Raw genomic sequence first — 18,841 nt, 5'->3', positions numbered from 1 at the left:
GGTTATCCAGCAATTCCGAACAGAAGGCTGCGGCGAAGTCGCCGAGCCTAACCGCTCAGACTTTTCCTGGATTGCTTCACGTCAGCGTGCGCAAGCGCGCCTTCGCCGCGCGGGCGATCGCGGCGACGGTCAGCGTGTCGAGGTCGAGCTTGAGGCGGATGAGCTGCAGGACGCGCACTTCCTCCATGCGCATTTCGAGATCGACGGCGGCAACCTCGAAAGCAGCCGCATAAGCGGTGTCGCGCAGCCGCTCCGGCAGCGCCTCGGCGACGCGCGCCAGCACGCCTTCCAGCCCGTCCTTCTCATGCAGCGCCTTCTGACACGCCTGTGCCACTGCAACCAGCCTGTCCTGGTTGAAGTCGACGAACACCGGCCAGGAGCGGACGACGTCGCCGATCCGTGCCAGCTCGACATCCGTCATATCGCGATCGGAGGCCGATGTGATGACCATCAGGTGGATCAGGGCTTCGTGCGGCGTCAATGAAGGCATTCAAAACTCCTAAAGGCGCGCATGTCATCTCTCCAAAACCGTGACACACTTTTGGGTGACATGCACTGCATGAATGGGCCTCGAACGTAAGAGCGCTATCGTGGCGTCGCAAGGAAAACCGCCGCAAATCGTTGACGCTCCAGCCTGTCACGCCTAGAGACCGGTCGACAAATCCTTATCCACCGCGAAGACGGCCATGACTGGAACTTTGACATGACGGGATCAAACATCATCGATCTCACTCCCGAGATGCTTGCCGCAGCGGCCGAGAGCAAGGCCTGGCCGTTCGAGGAAGCGAAGAAAGTCATCGCCCGCTACAAGGGCAAGGACTTTCCCGAGACCGTCCTGTTCGAGACCGGCTATGGCCCGTCCGGCTTGCCGCATATCGGCACCTTCGGCGAGGTGGCGCGCACGACCATGGTGCGGCATGCCTTCCGCGTGCTGACGCAAGACAAGATCAAGACCAAGCTTCTGTGCTTCTCCGACGACATGGACGGTATGCGCAAGATCCCGGAGAGCATGCCGGACCGCGCCGCGCTTGAGCCCTATCTGCATATGCCGCTTACCTCGGTGCCCAATCCGTTCGGCGGCGACTATGCGAGCTTCGCCGACCACAACAATGCGATGCTGTGCCGGTTCCTCGACACGTTCGGCTTCGACTACGAATTCGCCAGCGCAACGCAGTACTACAAGGCCGGCCGTTTCGACGAGGTGCTGCGGCGCGCCGCCGAACGCTATGACGAGATCATGGGCGTGATGCTGCCGACGCTCGGGCCGGAGCGCCAGGCGACCTACAGCCCGTTCCTGCCAATCTCGCCGAAGAGCGGCCGCGTGCTCTACGTGCCGATGATAAATGTCGACGCCAAGGCCGGCACCGTCACCTTCGACGACGAAGGCACCGAGACGACCCTGCCTGTCACCAGCGGCCATGTGAAGCTGCAGTGGAAGCCGGATTTCGGCATGCGCTGGGCGGCGCTCGGCGTCGATTTCGAGATGTTCGGCAAGGACCACCAGACCAATGCGGTGATCTATGACCGCATCTGCAACATCCTCGGCGGGCGCGCGCCGGAGCATTTCGTCTACGAGCTGTTCCTCGACGAGGAAGGCCAGAAGATCTCGAAGTCGAAGGGCAACGGCCTGACCATCGACGAATGGCTGACCTACGCACCGACGGAGAGCCTCGGCCTCTACATGTACCAGCGGCCGCGGCAGGCGAAGAAGCTCTATTTCGACGTCATCCCGAAGGCTGTCGACGAGTACTACGCTTTTCTTGGCGCCTATCCGCGCCAGGACTGGAAGGAGCGGCTCGGCAATCCGGTCTGGCACATGCATGACGGCAACCCGCCGGCCATCGACCTGCCGGTGCCCTTCGCGCTGCTGCTCAACCTGGTCAGCGCCTCCAACGCGCATGACAAGGCGGTGCTGTGGGGCTTCATCTCGCGGCATGCACCGGGCGTGACGCCGAAGACGCATCCGGAGCTCGACCGGCTGACCGGCTACGCGATCCGCTATTTCGACGACTTCGTGAAGCCTACCAAGGTCTACCGCGCCGCCGACGAGGTGGAGCGCGAGGCGCTGGCCAAGCTTTCCGACGCGCTCGGTGCGCTGCCGCAGGGCGCCGACGGCGAGGCGATCCAGAATGCCGCGCTCAATGTCGCGCGCAAGATCGAGCGCTACCAGGATCATTCCAAGCAGAGCCCGGAAGGCGGACCCGGCGTGTCGGTCGCTTTCTTCCAGATGATCTACCAGGTGCTGATCGGCCAGGAGCGCGGACCGCGCTTCGGTTCCTTCGCGGCGCTTTACGGTATCGCCGAGACGCGCGCGCTCATTGAGCGGGCGCTAGCTGGTCAACTGGCGGCGTAACGGCGCCGCCATCGGCCGGCAGGATCGAATCCGGCGCCACCGGCGCCGGCCCTGACGCGGCCGGCAGCGCCGGCAGACCGTCAAGCTTTGGCACCGGGCCGAAAATACCCTTCTTTGCGGCGCGGGCCTTGTTCCCGGCCTCGACATAGGGACCGCCTTGCGCCGCGCGCGCCCAGCCATTCTCGACCAGCCACTGGCCTATGTCCTGATTGCCGATATGGCATTCGGCGGTAATGATGTCGCGACCGCCGTCCGGCGGCACCGTGCAGGCGACCGCGCGGCCACGCAGGAAGGCGCGGAAGGCTGTTCTGGCGCGCGTGCCGCAGGCCCAGCTCTTGCCCGCGTCGCTACAGGTTTCGTCGGCCTTGACGACGTCCACGCCGGACACGGCGACCGCGTAGCCCTTCGACTCGATGAGCCCGGCGGCGGTGGCGACCGGCTGGAACAATTTTGTGCCGTTCCAATCGCCTGGCATCTTCGTTTTGGGCGGCTTGGGTGGCCCGGCCAGCGCCAGATCGCTGAGCGGCGCACGCGGTTCCACCCGTTCGAGTTCGCTATCCGAGAGAGCGGGCGGCGCCACGACGTCGGGATCGATAGCCCTCGAATGAGCGGCGGGCTTCGGTGGCTGCGGAGCGGCCGGCGCGGGAATGGCCGCAGTGGCGGGCTCGTCCGGCTGCGACTCAGAGCTCGGATCTGCAAGCGCATCCGGATCGATCCGGTCCACCGTGATCGTGCTCTCACTGCCTTTGATTGCGCGCCCGCCGGTTACGACGAGCGCCGCCATCACGGGAATTGCCAGAACCGCCAGGGCTGTCTGAAGAAGCCGCATAAGCCTGGCCTACTGGCTCGCCCAGACGATGCGCGCCACCCATTCGATGTCGCGCGTCGGGATGTCGCGGTCCGGGTGAGCGGGGTTGAGCGAAACCAGCACGATCGATTTCACCGTTTGCCGATCGAGCACCTTGGCCATCACCTCGCCGGCGGTGGTCTTGACGACGACACGGTCGCCCTTGCGCGTCGGCGCGCCCGGTTCGACGATCAGCACATCGCCATTGCGGTAGAGCGGCAACATGGAATCGCCCTGCACCTGCAGCGCATAGGACGTCTCGGTCGCCCGCGCCGGCAGCTCGACCAGATCCCAGCCCTGTCCCGCCGGATAGCCGGCATCGTCGAAGAAGCCTCCCGCGCCGGCCTGGGCAAAACCAAGCAACGGGACGGCGCTGCGCTGTTGGGCTATGGAGACGCCGCCGCGCCCTTCGACCAGTCCGGTGAATTCCTCGAGCGACGCGCCGGTGGCCTCGATGATCTTGGCCAGCGATTCCGTCGAGGGCCAGCGCGGCCTGCCGTCGGACGACAGGCGCTTCGACTTGTTGAAGGCCGTCGAATCGAGACCCGCGCGCCGGGCTAGACCGGAAGCCGAGAGCGAATAGCGCTCGGCGAGAGCGTCGATGGCGGCCCATACGCGGTCGTGTGAGAGCACGCGCGCTCTCCTTCAAACAGGAAAAAATGCCTCAAGCCTGTCTAGCGCGCGACCACACCATTGTCCACCGGTAGCGGTGGACCGGGATGGAAAGTGATACGCTGTCGCGCAAACGGGCAAGGTGGATATCGGGCGTCCGATTGACCCCGGCGGCCGGATCAATTTATGGTCGACCTGCGGTGCAAGCCGCCTCCGGGTCCGCGGGAAGGGTTGAACCCACTTGCTTCAATGAGCTGACAGCCAAACCTTTGTGCAGCCGGATTTGCGGACCTTCGGCGAAGAACGCACGGAGGTTTTCATGAACCAACTCCCCAACCGTCCCAATCTCGACCTGTTGAAGAAACAGGCCAAGGACCTGCTCGCGGCCTACCGTCGCGGTGAGCCGGACGCGCTCGCCCGCTTTCGCGAAAGCTTGCCTTTGGCGCTGGGCAAGGATGATCCGGCAATCGCCGCGCTCGGCCTTCGCCTGCATGACGCCCAGTCGTGCCTGGCGCGCGAATATGGCTTCCCATCCTGGCGCGACCTCGGCAGCTTCGTCGCCGCGCAGCGTGCCTATGGCGCCGACAGCGCCTCCTCGTTCCGTAATTGGGCTGGACTGGTCTATGCCGGGGACATCAGCGGCAGCACCGACCGCGCGAGCCCGGCGGCCGCAGCACACATGGTCGAGGAACATCCCGGCCTCACACGGGGCGACGCATATCTGGCCTGCGCGGTTGGCGACGAAGCAGTCCTGCGGGAGGCGATGAAGCGGGACGCCGGCTGGGTCAACCGCCCTGGCGGCCCGCTGAACCTGCCGCCGCTGGTGGCCGTGACCCATTCGAGCCTGGTGCGGATGCCACGCTTTCGCGACGCGCTTCACGCCGCCGCGAGATTGTTCATCGCGGCCGGCGCCGATCCTAATCAGGCGACCGGCAGCCGTTGGCCGCCGGCCTCGCTGGAGAAGCCTTCGGATAAATATAAGCTCTCGGCGCTGTACGGCGCGGCCGGCCAGAACCACGATCCGGAGATGACGAAGCTGTTGCTCGACGCGGGCGCCAATCCGAATGACGGGGAGTCGCTCTACCACTCGCTCGAGAACCCCGCCTGCACGCGGCTTCTGCTTGAGGCCGGCGCCCGCGTCACGGGTTCGAACGCGCTTTACCGCGTTCTGGACCTCGATAGCCTGGAGGCGTTGAACCTGCTGCTTGCCGCGCCGGATGCCAACCCCAACGAGCCGGCCGGCAGCCAGCCGACCTCCGATTGGGGCAGGCCGCTTCTGTGGGCGATCCGGCGCCGCCGTTCGCCGGCGCATATCGAAGCGCTGCTCGCGGCCGGCGCCGACCCGTCGGCGCGGACACCCGAAGGCCTAAGCGCCTATCAGCTTGCGCTGCGCTTCGGCTTGCCGGATGTCGCCGCGCTGCTGCGGCAATCAGGTGACGAAGGTCCACTTCTGGACGACGAGCAATTCATCGCCGCCTGCGCGACCGGTGACGAGACGGCGGCGCGGACAATCAAGGCCCGGCGGCCCGACCTGCCGGATTTGCTGTCCGACCAGCAATTGCGGCTCTTGCCCGAACTCGCCGCACAGGGCTGCCGCGACGCGGTGAAGGCGATGGTCAGGCTCGGCTGGCCGATCGCCCGGCGCGGCGGCGACTGGGACGCCTCGGCGCTGAACCATGCCGTCTTTCGCGGCGATGCCGACCTTACCCGCTTCCTGCTCGAACACGGCGCGGAATGGAAAGAACGGCATGGCTTCGGCGGCGATGTGCGTGGGACGCTCGGCTGGGCGTCGGTCAACGAGCCTGAACCCGGCGGCGACTGGGTTGGTTGCGCAGAGGCGCTTGTGGCGCACGGAATGCCGGCCGGGCGGCCGGATCCGCAAGGCAGGCGGACCGTCGTCGCGTTCGACGAAGAGTTGATGGTCTTTTCGGACGAGGTGGCCGATTTTCTGCTCGGCAGGGCGGTCTGAGCCGAAGCGCGATCAGGCCGCCTTACCCTGTTCGCGCAAATTCCGGTGCGACACCATGAAGGCCCGCTCGGCTTCGGTCGACGGGCGTGGACTGGCGACGTGGCCGAGCGCCGCGACGACCGCGTCGATGTCGAGGAAGCGGCGGCCGCCGCGGTCATAGACGCCGCCGGCGGTCAGGATCATCGCCGCGGTCTCGCCGCCATCCAGGACGAAACGATGCCTGCCGATGACGGACGTGCCTTCCCAGGTCTCGATTGACGAGACCACCTCGAAGCGGCGCCACAGCCTGATCTCGCGCACATAGGCGACCTGCAGTCCGCCGATCATCGGCGCCCAGCCATTCCTGCGCGCCAGCGCGATCAACCCGATGCGTAGGAAATGTCGATGCGCCTACAGCGCCGCGCGTCCTATTGGACGCGCAAAGAACGCTGTAGCACTTCGGAGTGGCGCATGATCCTTTCCGAAAATCGATTCCGATTTTCGGGGTCATGCGCAAGATCGGCCAGCATCATGTAGCGGGCGTTGTTCAGATGCAGATTGAAGTCGATGTCGGTCGGCAGGCAGCGAAAAGCCAGCCGGCTTTCCTCGCCGACCCGATAAGGGCCACGGCTCGACGCCGTGGCCATGGTGCGGGCCATTCGCCCCCAGACAAACATGCTGGTTCGTCAGGCCGCCTCTCTGACCTCACCCTTCTGATAGGGGTCGAAGCGCTGGTAGAAGGTCTCGCCCTTCTCGGCCATGTCGAGCAGGAGTTTTGGCGCCTTGAACTCGGCGCCATATTTCTTCTGCAGCCCCTTGGCGATCTTGACGAAACGCTTGGCGCCGATGCCGTCGATGTAGGACAGCGCGCCACCGGTGAAGGGCGCGAAGCCGAAGGCGAGGATCGAGCCGACGTCCGCCTCGCGTGGATCGGTGACGATGCCCTCTTCCATCACCCGGGCCGCTTCCAGCGCGATGGTGACCAAGAGGCGCTGCTTCAGCTCCTCATAGTCGACCTTTTCGGGCTTCAGCTGCGGATAGAGATCCTTCAGGCCAGGCCACAGCTTCTTCTTCGCGGGCTTTGCCGGATAGTCGTAGAAACCCTTGCCGTTCTTACGGCCGAAGCGGCCATGCGCATCGACCATGGTGTTGATCAGCGCCATCTGCCCGGGATCGACGGCCTTCTCGCCCAGATCCCTGATGGTCTGCTTCATGATCTTCTGGGCAAGGTCGACGGCCGTCTCGTCAGTCAAAGCGAGCGGGCCGACCGGCATGCCGGCAGCCTTGGCGGCGTTCTCGATCATCGGCGCCGGGATGCCTTCGATCAGCATCTTATAGGCTTCCGACATGTAGCGCAGCACGCAGCGGTTCACGTAGAAGCCGCGCGTGTCGTTGACGACGATCGGCGTCTTCTTGATGGCGCGCACGAAGTCGAAGGCGACGGCCAAGGCCTTGTCGCCCGTCTTCTTGCCGAGGATGATCTCGACCAGCATCATCTTGTCGACCGGCGAGAAGAAGTGGATGCCGATGAAGTTCTTCGGCCGCGCCGAATTCTTCGCCAGCGCAGTTATCGGTATGGTGGAGGTGTTGGAAGCGAAGACGGCCGATGACTTCAGCGCGGCTTCGGCCTTCTCCGTGGCTTCCTTCTTGACGCTCGAATCCTCGAAGACCGCTTCCACGACGAGATCGCAGCCGGCAAGGTCGGCATAGTCCGCCGTCGGCGTGATCAGCGACAGGAGCTTGTCCTTGTCTTCGGGTTTGGCGCGGCCCTTCTTGACCTGATCGGCCATCAGGCTGTCGGAATGCGCCTTGCCCTTCTCGGCCGACGGCAGATCGCGGTCGAGCAGCACAACCGGAATGCCGGCTCGTGCGGTGACATAGGCGATGCCGGCGCCCATGAAGCCGGCGCCGAGGATGCCGATCTTCTTGAACTTGGTCTCCGGCACGCCGGCCGGGCGGCGCGCGCCCTTGTTCAGTTCCTGCAGCGACAGGAACAGCGAGCGGATCATCGCCGCCGCTTCCTTCGACTGCATGATCTCGGTGAAATAGCGCTGCTCGATCCTGAGCGCCGTGTCGAACGGCACCAGCAGGCCTTCATAGACGCATTTCAGGATCGCGGCCGCGGCAGGATAATTGCCGTAGGTTTCGCGACGCAGGATGGCGATCGCCGGTGGCCAGAGATTGGCGCCGGCCGCCGAATAGATCGGACCGCCCGGCAGCTTGAAACCCTTCTCGTCCCAGGGCGCGACAGGCTTCAGGCCGTTCCGGATCATCGCTTTGGCGGTCTCGACCAGTTTCGAAGGCTCGGCCATCTCGTGGATCAGGCCCATCGCCTTCGCCTTTTGCGGCGTCAGGTTCTGCCCGGTGGTCAGCATCTGCAGCGCCTGCTGCTGGTCGGTCAGCCGCGGCACGCGCTGGGTGCCGCCGGCACCCGGGAAGATGCCGATCTTCACCTCGGGCAGGGCCATCTTCACCTTGTCGGAATCGGCGGCGACGCGGCCGTGGCAGGCGAGCGACATCTCGAAAGCGCCGCCCATGCAGGTGCCGTTGATCGCCGACACAAACGGCTTGCCGCAAGTCTCGATCTTGCGGAACAGGCCGGTCATGTAGCCGGCATTGTCGAACAGCGCCTTGGTCGCCTTCTCGAGGTCATTCTCCTTGTCGACGGCAAAGGTCGCCAGCATCTTCTGCAGCATGGCGATGTCGGCGCCGCCGGAGAAGCTGTCCTTGCCCGAGGTGATGACCGCGCCCTTGAGGGCGGCATCGCCGGCCACATGATCGACGATGGCGTTCAGCTCGCGCATCACTTCCTCGGTGAAGACGTTCATCGAGCGGTCCGGCATGTCCCAGGTGATCAGCGCAATGCCGTCGGCGTCCACGTCGAGGGTGAAGTTGGTGTAGCTCATAGTCTCTCTCCCTCAGACGCGTTCGATGATGGTTGCGGTGCCCATGCCGGCGCCGATGCAGAGCGTGACCAGCGCGGTGTTCAGGTCGCGGCGCTCCAGTTCGTCCAGCACCGTGCCCAGGATCATGGCGCCGGTGGCGCCGAGCGGATGGCCCATGGCGATCGCCCCGCCATTGACGTTGATCTGGTCGTGCGGAATGTCGAAGGCCTGCATGTAGCGCAGCACGACCGAGGCGAAGGCCTCGTTGAGCTCGAACAGGTCGATGTCCGACTGCTTCATCTTGGCGCGCTTCAGGAGCTTCTCGGTGACATCGACCGGACCGGTCAGCATCAGCACCGGTTCCGAGCCGATATTGGCGAAGGCGCGGATGCGCGCGCGTGGCTTCAGTCCCATCGCCTTGCCGGCCTTCTTGGAACCGAGCAGCACGGCGGCGGCGCCGTCGACGATGCCCGAGGAATTGCCGGCATGGTGGACGTGGTTGACCTCCTCTACCTCGGGATGCTTCTGCACGGCGACCGCGTCGAAGCCGCCCATCTCGCCGGGCATGACGAAGGACGGATTGAGCGAGGCCAGCGACTGCATGTCGGTCGTGGGCCGCATGTGCTCGTCATGGTCGAGGATGGTGAGACCGTTCTGGTCCTTGATCGGGATCACCGAATTCTTGAAACAGCCCTCGCCCCAGGCCTTGGCGGCGCGCTTCTGGCTCTCGACGGCGTAGGCATCGACGTCGTCGCGGGAAAAACCGTATTTGGTGGCGATCAGGTCGGCCGAGATGCCCTGCGGCACGAACCAGCCGGGCAGGCCGACGGAGGGGTCCATGAACCAGGCGCCGCCCGACATGCCCATGCCGACGCGCGACATGGATTCGACGCCGCCGGCAATGACGATCTCATCCGCCCCTTGCGCGATCTTGGCGGCGCCGAAATTGATGGCGTCGAGACCAGAGGCGCAGAAGCGCGATATCTGCATGCCGGGCGCCGAGGTCGCGTAGCCGGCCTCGAAGGCGGCGGCGCGCGGAATGACGGAGCCCGCCTCGCCGACCGGATCGACACAGCCGAAGATGATGTCGTCGACATTGCCGGTGTCGAGTCCGTTGCGGTCGCGCAGCGCCTCGAGCGTCCTGGCGGCAAGCCTGACCGCCGGCACCTCGTGCAGCGAGCCATCCTTCTTGCCCTTGCCGCGCGGCGTGCGCACGGCGTCATAGACGTAAGCCTCAGTCATTTTCGTGCTCCTTGGCTTTGCCGGCCGCCGCGCTCAGAGAGAGCGCCCGATCAGCAATTTCATGATTTCGTTGGTGCCGCCGTAGATGCGCTGGACGCGGGCGTCGCGGTACATGCGGGCGATCGGATATTCATTCATGTAGCCATAGCCGCCGTGCAGTTGAAGGCATTCGTCGACGACTTTGCCCTGCAGATCGCTGAGCCAGTATTTGGCCATCGAGGCGGTCACCGGGTCGAGACCGCCATCGATATGGCGGGCGACGCAGTCATTGTAGAAGACGCGGCCGATCGTGGCCTCGGTCTTCAATTCGGCCAGCTTGAACTGGGTGTTCTGGAAATCGATGACCGCCTTGCCGAAGGCCCTGCGTTCCTTGACGTAGTCGATGGTCAGCGCCAGCGCCCGCTCGATCATGGCGATCGCCCCGGTGCCGATCTGCAGCCGCTCTTGCGGCAATTGCTGCATCAGCTGGACGAAGCCCTTGCCTTCCTCGTGGCCCAGCAGGTTTGAGGTCGGCACGCGCACGTCGTTGAAGAACAGCTCGGACGTGTCGTTCGACTTCAGCCCGATCTTGTCGAGGTTGCGGCCGCGCTCGAAGCCCTCGACCTCCTCGGTCTCGACGACGATCAACGAGGTGCCCTTGGCGCCCTTGTCCGGATCTGTCTTGGTGACGACGATGATCAGATTGGCGAGCTGGCCATTGGTGATGAAGGTTTTCGAGCCGCTGATCTTGTAATGGTTGCCGTCCCTCTCGGCGCGGGACTTGACGCCCTGCAGGTCGGAGCCGGCGCCGGGCTCCGTCATCGCGATGGCGCCGATCAGCTCGCCGGTCGCGAGCTTGGGCAACCATTTCTGTTTCTGCTCTTCGGAACCGTAATGCAGGATGTAGGGTGCTACGATCGAATTGTGCAGGCCGATGCCGAAGCCGTCGACGCCGACATGGCCGATCGCCTCGATGATGGCGCTCTCATGCGCGAAGGTGCCGCCCGAGCCGCCGTATTGCTCCGGCATGGAAGCGCAGAGCAAGCCGGCCGCTCCCGCCTTCAGCCAGCTCTCGCGGTCGAACATCTCGTTCTTCTCGAACTCGTCGTAACGCGGCGCGATCTCTTCGGCCATGAAGCGGCATGCCATGTCGTAGAGCATGCCGACCTCGTCCGCCGCCCAGGCGGGCTTGGGAAGACCAAGAATTTCGGCTGGATTTGTCGCCACGATTTCCTCCGCGTTCCGGCACTTGTGGGCCGGCGGTGCCGGTCCGCCAAACCTAGAACGCTTCCGCCGGCAGCGCCATCAGCGTGTCCGCGCCACTCGATATGCGGGCGAGACGCGCCGCCGTTTCCGGCATGACGCGCTCCATGAAGAAGCGCGCGGTCGTGAGCTTGGCGTCATAGAACGCGCCAGCGCCGTTGGCGCCGTCCGCGAGCTTCGCCTCAGCGGACTTCGCCATCTGCGCCCACATGTAGCCCAGCGCCACCAGGCCGAAGAGATGCATGTAGTCGCTCGAGGCCGCACCGGCATTGTCGGGCTTGGCCATGGCGTTCTGCACCAGCCACATGGTGGCCGCCTGCAGGTCGTTGAGGCCCTTCTTCAGCGCCTTGGTGAAGGGCGCCATCTTCTCGTCGGCGCGGTTTTCCTCGCAAAACTCGCCGACTTCCTTGAAGAAGGCCTGCACGGCGCGACCGCCATTCTGCGCCAGCTTGCGACCGACGAGGTCGAGCGCCTGGATGCCGTTGGCGCCTTCATAGATCATGGCGATGCGGGCGTCGCGCACGAATTGGCTCATGCCGTGTTCTTCGATGTAGCCGTGGCCGCCGAACACCTGCTGCGCCATGACCGCGTGGTCGAAACCCTTGTCGGTGAGCACGCCCTTGACCACCGGGGTCATCAGGCCGGTGTAGTCGTCGGCCGCCTGGCGGTCCTTGTCGTCGCCGGAGCGATGCGCGACGTCGGACTTGATCGCCGTCCACAGCGCCAGCGCGCGGCCAGCCTCGTTGAAGGCCTTCATGGTCATCAGCGAGCGGCGGATGTCGGGATGGACGATGATCGGGTCAGCCTTCTTGTCCGGCGCCTTGACGCCCGACAGCGAGCGGCCCTGCAGGCGGTCCTTGGCGTAGGAGACGGCGTTCTGGTAGGCGATCTCGGAGACCGAAAGCCCCTGCAGGCCGACGCCGAGGCGGGCCTCGTTCATCATCGTGAACATGGCCTTCAAGCCGCCGTTCAATTCGCCGAGCAGCGTGCCCTCCGCCTCGTCATAATTCATGACGCAGGTCGAGTTGCCGTGGATGCCCATCTTCTCCTCGATCGAGCCGCAGGAGACGGTGTTCCTCTCACCGGGATTGCCCGAGGCATCGAGCTTGAACTTCGGCACGATGAACAGCGAGATGCCCTTGACGCCATCCGGCGCGCCCTCGGCGCGGGCAAGCACTAGGTGGACGATGTTGTTCGCCATGTCGTGCTCGCCGGCTGAGATGAAGATCTTCTGGCCGGAGATTCTGTAGCTGCCGTCGCCATTGGGAGCGGCCTTGGTGCGCAGCAGGCCAAGGTCGGTGCCGCAATGCGGCTCGGTCAGGTTCATGGTGCCGGTCCAGGTGCCTTCGATCAGCCTGGGCAGCCATGTCGCCTTCTGCTCGTCGGTGCCGTGGGTGACGATGGCCGCGATCGCGCCTTGCGTCAGGCCGGGATACATCATCAGCGCCATGTTGGCGGAAACCATATATTCGGAAACAGCCTGGTGCACCGTGTAGGGCAGGCCTTGGCCGCCGAACTCGACGGGTGCCGCAAGCCCCATCCAGCCGCCTTCTCGATACTGGTCGTAGGCCTCCTTGAAGCCCTTCGGCGTCGTTACCGAGCCGTCGTCATGGCGCACGCAGCCTTCCATGTCGCCGACGCGGTTCAGCGGATGCATGACGTTTTCGGCCAGCTTGGCGCCCTCGGCAAGGATCGCCTCGAGCACGTCCGGCGTCGCATCCGAGAAGCCCGGAAGATTGGAATAGCGCTGATAGCCCAGCACATCGTTGAGCACGAACAGCGTGTCCTGGATCGGCGCCCTGTAGATCGTCATGCCTTCCTCCGCCCATGGTCCTGGCCGACCGGCAAGTCCCATCCGCATCCTGGATGGGAGGCCGGGCCAATATCGATGTCCCGATAACAAATATTGACGTTTGCGTAAACGTCAACTTGGTCGCGGCCGCAAAAAATTTTGGTGAGCGCAGGGAGAAATTTTCGTCAAACTCTCCTTGCCCGCATTTCCATGGCAGGGCAGTTTCCCATAATGAACCCAGCCGCATTCATCATCACCATCCAGACTCATTATCTGGACCAGTTCCGGTCATTCGTGAAGGAACAGCAGCAAAGTTGCTCCCGCGGAACGGCGGAGGTCAAGTTCCAGCTCGCCGATCAGGACGAGCTGTTTCGGCAGCTCTGCTGCATCGACTTCATCAAGAACGACGGACAGATCGAACCCGTCGAGCTTCAGCCCGACATTGTGAGGTTCGAGCCGTTTTCAGGCCGGATTGGGAGTGCGGAGCTGTTGGTGGAGCAGCTCCAGTGGAACGATGTCGTGATCCGTCACACGCTCGCGTCTCCCCCGCACGATGAGCTGGATACATGGTTCCAGCATTGGTTCGATCCGGACGATGATCGTCACCGGGACGATGCGGAGCTTGGAAACATCATCCATTCGCTCTGGGTTCGGCCGAGGGAACTGACCGTGGATTTTGGGACAGCCTCGCCGGACGCATTCTGGAGCCTGCTTGCAATTCTTGAACGCGCCGGCACGACCGGCTTGCGCATCAAAGCGTCAACGGTGCAGCAGCTGTCCTGAGCAAGCCCAAGAAAAAAGCCGCGTGGCAACAGCCACGCGGCTTTTTTGGGAGATTGAATGCTCGCGCGATCAGCCGGCGGCGCTGGCCTGCGGCGCGGTGCGCTCAGTCAGCATGTGGCGCACCTGTGTCATCGAGGCGCTGAGCTCGTTGATCGCGTCGTCGATCAGCGCGCGCTGCTTCTGCAGGCGGGCGAGTTGCTTCTCCGACTTGTCGAGGGCCAGCCGCAACTGCCTGGTGTTGGTACCGGTCGGATCGTAGAGATCCATCATCTGCTTGACGTCGCGCAGCGAGAACCCGACCTTGCGGCCGAGCAGGATCAGCTTCAGGCGAGCCTTGTCGCGGCGCGTATAGAGACGGGTCGAGCCGTCGCGATGCGGATTGAGCAGGCCCTTGTCTTCATAAAAACGCAGCGTGCGCAGCGTCACACCGTATTTCTTGGCCATCTCGCCGATGCGGACGAATTCCTCGCCGGCTTCGACCGGGATGTCATTGGTATTGGCCGCGGCTTCGCCGGGCGAAACAAGTTTCATGGTCACTGGCTTTCCCCTGGTGGCGTCGCGGTCGCGGACCAAGCGTCGCCTGAGTGGAAGCGGGGGCGTGCTTCCAATCGTGGTTGCAACAAGTCAATCGCAAGAGGCACGGCTTCGCACCTTTTACGTTTACGTCAATTCTATATCGTCAGCCGCAGGGTGACGCAAGGGCGTTGTCGAAACGGAGCTTTATGCCGCACCCGCCAGGCGGCTCACGATTATGCGCGGCTTCTTAAGCTTGGTTAACGCCTTGTTTACCACGTTGGGCGAAATGTGCGCATGTCGGTCACCCGTGTTTATCCTGTAGAGAATTTTTCACGGTTTTCGAAGCGTGGGTGAAAACCCGGGAAGCCCGTCTTCCTCCGCAGCAAAACCGCTCGGCTCGCTTCGTTCCCGGCAGGCTAATGGGAGACCGGCCTCCGGCCGGCCATTCTGAACACGGGCGCATCGATGAACAGCAAGCGGTCCTATCTCGATACACTCAACGCCGGCAGGCAACGCCGGCCGCACGCCTCGCTCGAAGAACTGAACCGCTCGCTCGAAACGCTGGAGCAGCGGCTGGACCGCACGCGCGCCGACATGCCCGATCGCCCCGACCTGCGGCGGCCGCCGGTCGAGCCACGTTATCCAAGCACGCAGCCTTACGGCCAGCCGCGCTGGTACGAAGACACCTATGCCGCGCAAAGACCCCTGGACCGGCCGCCGCAAAACCCGGCGGCGCAGAATCCTGGCTCACAGAATCAGCGGCTGCAACCGCGTGCGCCACAAAATCCGGCGCCCGCCGCGCCCGCCTTCGACCAGGGCTATCAGGCGATCGCGCGTGACATCGACCGGGTGCGCGGCCAGGAAGACAGCGTCGCCATGGTCGGCAAGATCGCCGTCGAATTGCGCGGGCTGCGCGAGGAATTGCGCCACCAGATGACCGCCGGCCTGCAGCGCGAATTCGAGGCGTTTCGCCAGGACATCGACCGCGCTATGCAGCGCGGCGCCAACGGCCTGCCGGATAAGAGCAGCGCCGAGCTCGGCCTCGAATTCGAGCGGCTTTCGGGCGCCATCCAGACACTGGCCGAAAAGAGCGACGACCGCAGCGTCAACCTGCTGCGGCTGGAACTGGAACAGGTGAAGGGCGCGCTGGACACGCTGGCACGCGAGGAAAGCGTGCAGAAGGTCGACCGTCGCTGGGACGATTTCGACCGCCGCTGGAGCGCCTTCGAAGACCGCGTCGACGCCGATCAGCGCAAGCGAGCGGAAGGCCCGAGTCTTTCGGTGCTGACCGACCGGCTCGAACAGATCAGCAGCGCCGTCAACAACCTGCCGGAATCGCTTTCGCTGCGCTCGCTGGAGGAAAAGGTGCGCACGCTTGCCGGAGCGGTCGACCGTTTCGCCGGCCAGCAGACCATGCGCGGCGGCGAGACGCTGGCCATGATCGACGAGCGGCTGGACGAGATTTCCCGCGCCATCGTCGCCTCGACGGTAGCCGCGCAGGCCAATGCCTTCGACCCCGAGACCTTCGGCCGGATCGAGAAGCGCATCGCCTCCCTGGCAGTGCAGATCGAAGAGGTCGCTCAGTCGCGGCCCGGCGCGGAAGTCATCGATCACCTCAATCTTCTCAGCAGCCGTGTGGACCAGTTGGCCGGCAGGGCGGACGTGCCCGAGCAGGCCATGGAGCGGCTCGGCAAGCAGATCGCCTTGATCACCGACAAGATGGACCGCGCGCAGGCCATGCCCGACGCCGATCATATCTTCCAAGGCCTGGAACAGCGCTTCGAGGCGCTGTCGATGCTAATCGAGCGCCGCCAGGGCGATGCGATGGAACAGGGCAATATCCTGTTTCGCGATCTCGAGCGTCGGCTGGACGAGGTCGCCGACAGGCTCGATCAGCGCATGCGCCAGGACGAGAGCGCCGGCATCATGGAGGTGATCGACGCCCGCTTCACCGCTTTGGCCAAGCGCATCGAGACACGCACGCCGGATCCCGCCAACGACATGGCGATCCGCGGGCTGGAGAGCCGGCTCGAGGATATTTCCAGCCGGCTGGAATCGTCCGCGCAGCAGGTCGCGGGCATCGATCCGGCGCTGATCCGCAGCCTGGAGGCGCAGGTCGCCGGCCTGTCGGCGCATCTTTCCAAGCCCGGCACGCCGCTGCCCGAATTCGAGGACATCAGCCCGCGCCTCAACGAGATCGAGAAGTCGCTGGCGGGCACGCGCGATTCCATCCTGACCGTGGCGCGCGAGGCGGCCGAGAGCGCCGTCAGATCGCTTGCCGACTCGACGTCCAGCACGGCTCAGAGCAACGCGACCGCCGTTGCCGGCCTCGCCCAGGACCTGAAGACGCTCGAAGCGCTCACCCGCCGCTCCGACGAGCGCAACTCGCGCACATTCGAGGCGATCCACGATACGCTGCTCAAGATCGTCGACAGGCTCGGCTCGCTCGAATCGGACGAGACCAGCGAAGCGGTCAGCGAACTGGTCGATCCGCAGCCGGCCGGCAAGCGCGGCGGCCGCGGCGGCAAGATCGCGGTGCAGGACGCGCCTTCGATGGACATCGACCAGCCGCTGCCGCTCACGGGAGACATGGCCGGTCTCGAAGGCCGCGCGGCGGCGATCATGCGCGATGAGTCAGACGCGCCGCGCACGCCGGCCGAGGCCGCGGCCGCAGCGGCCATGGCGGCGCTCGGACCGGATGCGATTGGCGACAAGAGCGAGACGGCGGGCCGCAAGAGATCGATGTTCGGTGGCCTGGCGCGCGCCTTCAAAGGCAAGAAGGATGCGGATACAATGCCGCTGGCGGGTTCGGCGCAAGTTGCCGACGTGCCAAGCGTCGACATCGACGAGCCGCTCGACCCCAAGGCCGCCAACCGGCCGTTGGAGCCCGGTTCCGGCGCGCCGGACCTCAACGCCATCATGAAACGCGTGCGCGACGAGCGCGGCGGCCAGCCGGTCAAGCGCAACGAGGGCGATGCCGCGAAGTCCGATTTCATCGCCGCGGCCCGCCGCGCGGCCCAGGCCGCCGCCGCGGAAGCCGACACGCTGAAGCGGCAATCGACCATGACCGGCCCGGTGAAGGCGCTGAGGATAGGCGACCTGCTCAAGGCGCGGCGCAAGCCGATCCTGATGGCGGCGGCCGCGATCATGATGGCGCTTGCCGGCCTGCAGCTGGGCAAGGCCTTTTTGTCAGATCCCGTCGAAACCGCCAACAACCAGCCTGCGCCGATCGTCTCCACGCAGGCGGTCGACACGGCTTCGCTCAATGCCATCGCCAGCCCGCAAGCCGACACGCAAAAAGCCGGCGCGGAAACCGCACAGGACGAAAGCGGCCCGGCCCGGCCCGTCAGGCAGGCCGAGCCCGTCAAGGACGCGGCACCGGCCGCTTCCATCCCTTCAAGTCCCGAAAATGCCGCAGCCATGCCCGCCGGACCGGCGCCCGCGCCAGTGGCGCTTGCTGCGCCTGCCGAGCCGGTGCCGGCTCCCATGGCTTCGACAACGCCGCCCGAACCCGCCGCCGCAGCCGCAACCACCGAGACGGACACGGATGGCGACATGCAGCCGATGGCCAAGAATCCCATGACGGCCAGTCCGGCAGCCGAGGGCGCCGCCGCCAGCACTCCGACGGCAATCTCCGCCGACACGACAGGCGCCGTGCCGACGGCCGGGAACCAGGCCGCCGCTGCCAAATTCGATATTCCTTCCGAAATCGGTCCAGTGGCGCTGCGCGACGCGGCCGCCGGCGGCGACGCCAAGGCGCTGTTCGAGATCGGCTCGCGCTATGCGGAATCGCGCGGCGTGAAGGAAGACATGAAGGCGGCCGCCAAATGGTATGAGCAGTCGGCCGAGCTCGGCTTCGCGCCGGCCGAATACCGCATCGGCAATTTTTACGAAAAAGGCATCGGCGTCGCGCGCGACATCAAGAAGGCCAAGACCTATTACCAGCTCGCCGCCGAACAGGGCAACGCCAGCGCCATGCACAATCTGGCGGTGCTGTTCGCCATGGCGGCGGACGGCGTGACCGACAATGAATCGGCGACGCACTGGTTCCAGGAAGCCGCCGACCTCGGCGTCAAGGACAGCCAGTTCAACCTCGGTATCCTGGCCGCCAAGGGCGTCGGCATGAAGCAGAACCTGGAAGAATCCTACAAGTGGTTCGCGCTCGTCGCCAAGACCGGCGACAAGGACGCCGCCGCCAAGCGCGACGAGATCGCCAATGCGCTCAGGCCCGAACAGCTCGAGCGGGCGCGCGCCGCCACGGAATTGTGGAAGGCCAAGCCGCTCAACGCGGCCGCCAACTCGGCCGACGTTCCGGAGTCCTGGCAGGACAGCGCGCCGCAGACGACCGCCGGGATCGATATGAAGAAGGCGGTGAAGAACATTCAGCTGATCCTCAACAAGAACGGCTACGATGCCGGCGGTGCCGACGGCGTGATGGGCGGCAAGACCAAAAACGCCATCATGGCCTTCCAGACCGACAACAAGATGAAGCCGACGGGCGAGATTGACGCGCCGCTCGTCAAGGCGCTCTTGGCGCACAAATAAGGGCGGACGCGTCGCATATGCGACGCCCTGCCACACATTTGCCTGTTAACTGATTGAGATGGTTTTTGTTTCGGCG

At 64.9% G+C, this 18,841-nt stretch carries 12 protein-coding genes and 2 pseudogenes; 4 read left to right on the top strand and 10 right to left on the bottom strand.

The window, feature by feature from the left end; all coding sequences use genetic code 11:
• Positions 1-76 precede the first annotated feature (76 nt).
• Positions 77-490, bottom strand: a complete 414-nt coding sequence (locus tag FJ425_RS07180; RefSeq protein ID WP_140542047.1) for a tellurite resistance TerB family protein — start codon at positions 488-490, stop codon at positions 77-79.
• Between the two features lie 213 nt (positions 491-703).
• On the opposite strand from FJ425_RS07180, the gene FJ425_RS07175 reads away from it, so the two are divergent.
• Positions 704-2,353 (top strand): lysine--tRNA ligase, encoded by a 1,650-nt coding sequence (locus FJ425_RS07175; protein WP_140722605.1) that lies wholly within the window; start codon positions 704-706, stop codon positions 2,351-2,353.
• Here FJ425_RS07175 and FJ425_RS07170 read toward each other — a convergent pair.
• Positions 2,316-3,182: a thermonuclease family protein gene (locus FJ425_RS07170; RefSeq protein ID WP_140722602.1), complete on the bottom strand. Its 867-nt coding sequence runs from the start codon at positions 3,180-3,182 to the stop codon at positions 2,316-2,318. The two genes, FJ425_RS07175 and FJ425_RS07170, sit on opposite strands and share 38 nt — an antisense overlap.
• A gap of 9 nt (positions 3,183-3,191) precedes the next feature.
• Positions 3,192-3,833 carry a helix-turn-helix transcriptional regulator gene (locus FJ425_RS07165; protein WP_140542045.1) on the bottom strand — a complete coding sequence of 214 codons (642 nt, stop codon included), beginning with the start codon at positions 3,831-3,833 and terminating at the stop codon, positions 3,192-3,194.
• A gap of 298 nt (positions 3,834-4,131) precedes the next feature.
• Between FJ425_RS07165 and FJ425_RS07160 the strand changes: the two genes are divergently transcribed.
• Positions 4,132-5,781, top strand: coding sequence for a hypothetical protein (locus FJ425_RS07160; protein ID WP_140722599.1), 1,650 nt, complete (start codon positions 4,132-4,134; stop codon positions 5,779-5,781).
• Between the two features lie 12 nt (positions 5,782-5,793).
• Here FJ425_RS07160 and FJ425_RS07155 read toward each other — a convergent pair.
• The 6 genes and pseudogenes from FJ425_RS07155 to FJ425_RS07130 form a co-directional block, all read right to left on the bottom strand.
• A pseudogene (locus FJ425_RS07155) lies at positions 5,794-6,159 on the bottom strand (thioesterase family protein); the annotation flags it as partial.
• Positions 6,160-6,275: 116 nt separating this feature from the next.
• A pseudogene (locus FJ425_RS07150) lies at positions 6,276-6,437 on the bottom strand (thioesterase); the annotation flags it as partial.
• Between the two features lie 9 nt (positions 6,438-6,446).
• Positions 6,447-8,666: a 3-hydroxyacyl-CoA dehydrogenase NAD-binding domain-containing protein gene (locus FJ425_RS07145; protein WP_140722593.1), complete on the bottom strand. Its 2,220-nt coding sequence runs from the start codon at positions 8,664-8,666 to the stop codon at positions 6,447-6,449.
• A 12-nt stretch (positions 8,667-8,678) separates the two neighbouring features.
• Positions 8,679-9,887 carry an acetyl-CoA C-acetyltransferase gene (locus FJ425_RS07140; RefSeq protein ID WP_140722590.1) on the bottom strand — a complete coding sequence of 403 codons (1,209 nt, stop codon included), beginning with the start codon at positions 9,885-9,887 and terminating at the stop codon, positions 8,679-8,681.
• A 33-nt stretch (positions 9,888-9,920) separates the two neighbouring features.
• Positions 9,921-11,093 (bottom strand): acyl-CoA dehydrogenase family protein, encoded by a 1,173-nt coding sequence (locus FJ425_RS07135; RefSeq protein ID WP_140722587.1) that lies wholly within the window; start codon positions 11,091-11,093, stop codon positions 9,921-9,923.
• Between the two features lie 52 nt (positions 11,094-11,145).
• Positions 11,146-12,942: an acyl-CoA dehydrogenase gene (locus FJ425_RS07130; RefSeq protein ID WP_140722584.1), complete on the bottom strand. Its 1,797-nt coding sequence runs from the start codon at positions 12,940-12,942 to the stop codon at positions 11,146-11,148.
• 210 nt (positions 12,943-13,152) lie between these two features.
• On the opposite strand from FJ425_RS07130, the gene FJ425_RS07125 reads away from it, so the two are divergent.
• A complete protein-coding gene (locus tag FJ425_RS07125) occupies positions 13,153-13,704 on the top strand; it encodes a hypothetical protein (RefSeq protein WP_140687767.1) in 552 nt (183 codons plus the stop codon).
• Between the two features lie 69 nt (positions 13,705-13,773).
• On the opposite strand, the gene FJ425_RS07120 is transcribed toward FJ425_RS07125, so the two are convergent.
• Positions 13,774-14,235: a MerR family DNA-binding transcriptional regulator gene (locus FJ425_RS07120; RefSeq protein WP_140542085.1), complete on the bottom strand. Its 462-nt coding sequence runs from the start codon at positions 14,233-14,235 to the stop codon at positions 13,774-13,776.
• 450 nt (positions 14,236-14,685) lie between these two features.
• On the opposite strand from FJ425_RS07120, the gene FJ425_RS07115 reads away from it, so the two are divergent.
• Positions 14,686-18,765: an SEL1-like repeat protein gene (locus FJ425_RS07115; RefSeq protein ID WP_140722581.1), complete on the top strand. Its 4,080-nt coding sequence runs from the start codon at positions 14,686-14,688 to the stop codon at positions 18,763-18,765.
• The last annotated feature ends 76 nt before the right edge of the window (positions 18,766-18,841 follow it).

The sequence above is a fragment of the Mesorhizobium sp. B2-7-2 genome (assembly GCF_006440775.1).
Taxonomy (GTDB): domain Bacteria; phylum Pseudomonadota; class Alphaproteobacteria; order Rhizobiales; family Rhizobiaceae; genus Mesorhizobium.
The sequence above is the reverse complement of the archived record's forward strand: the minus strand, read 5'-3'. Positions and strand labels throughout refer to the sequence as shown.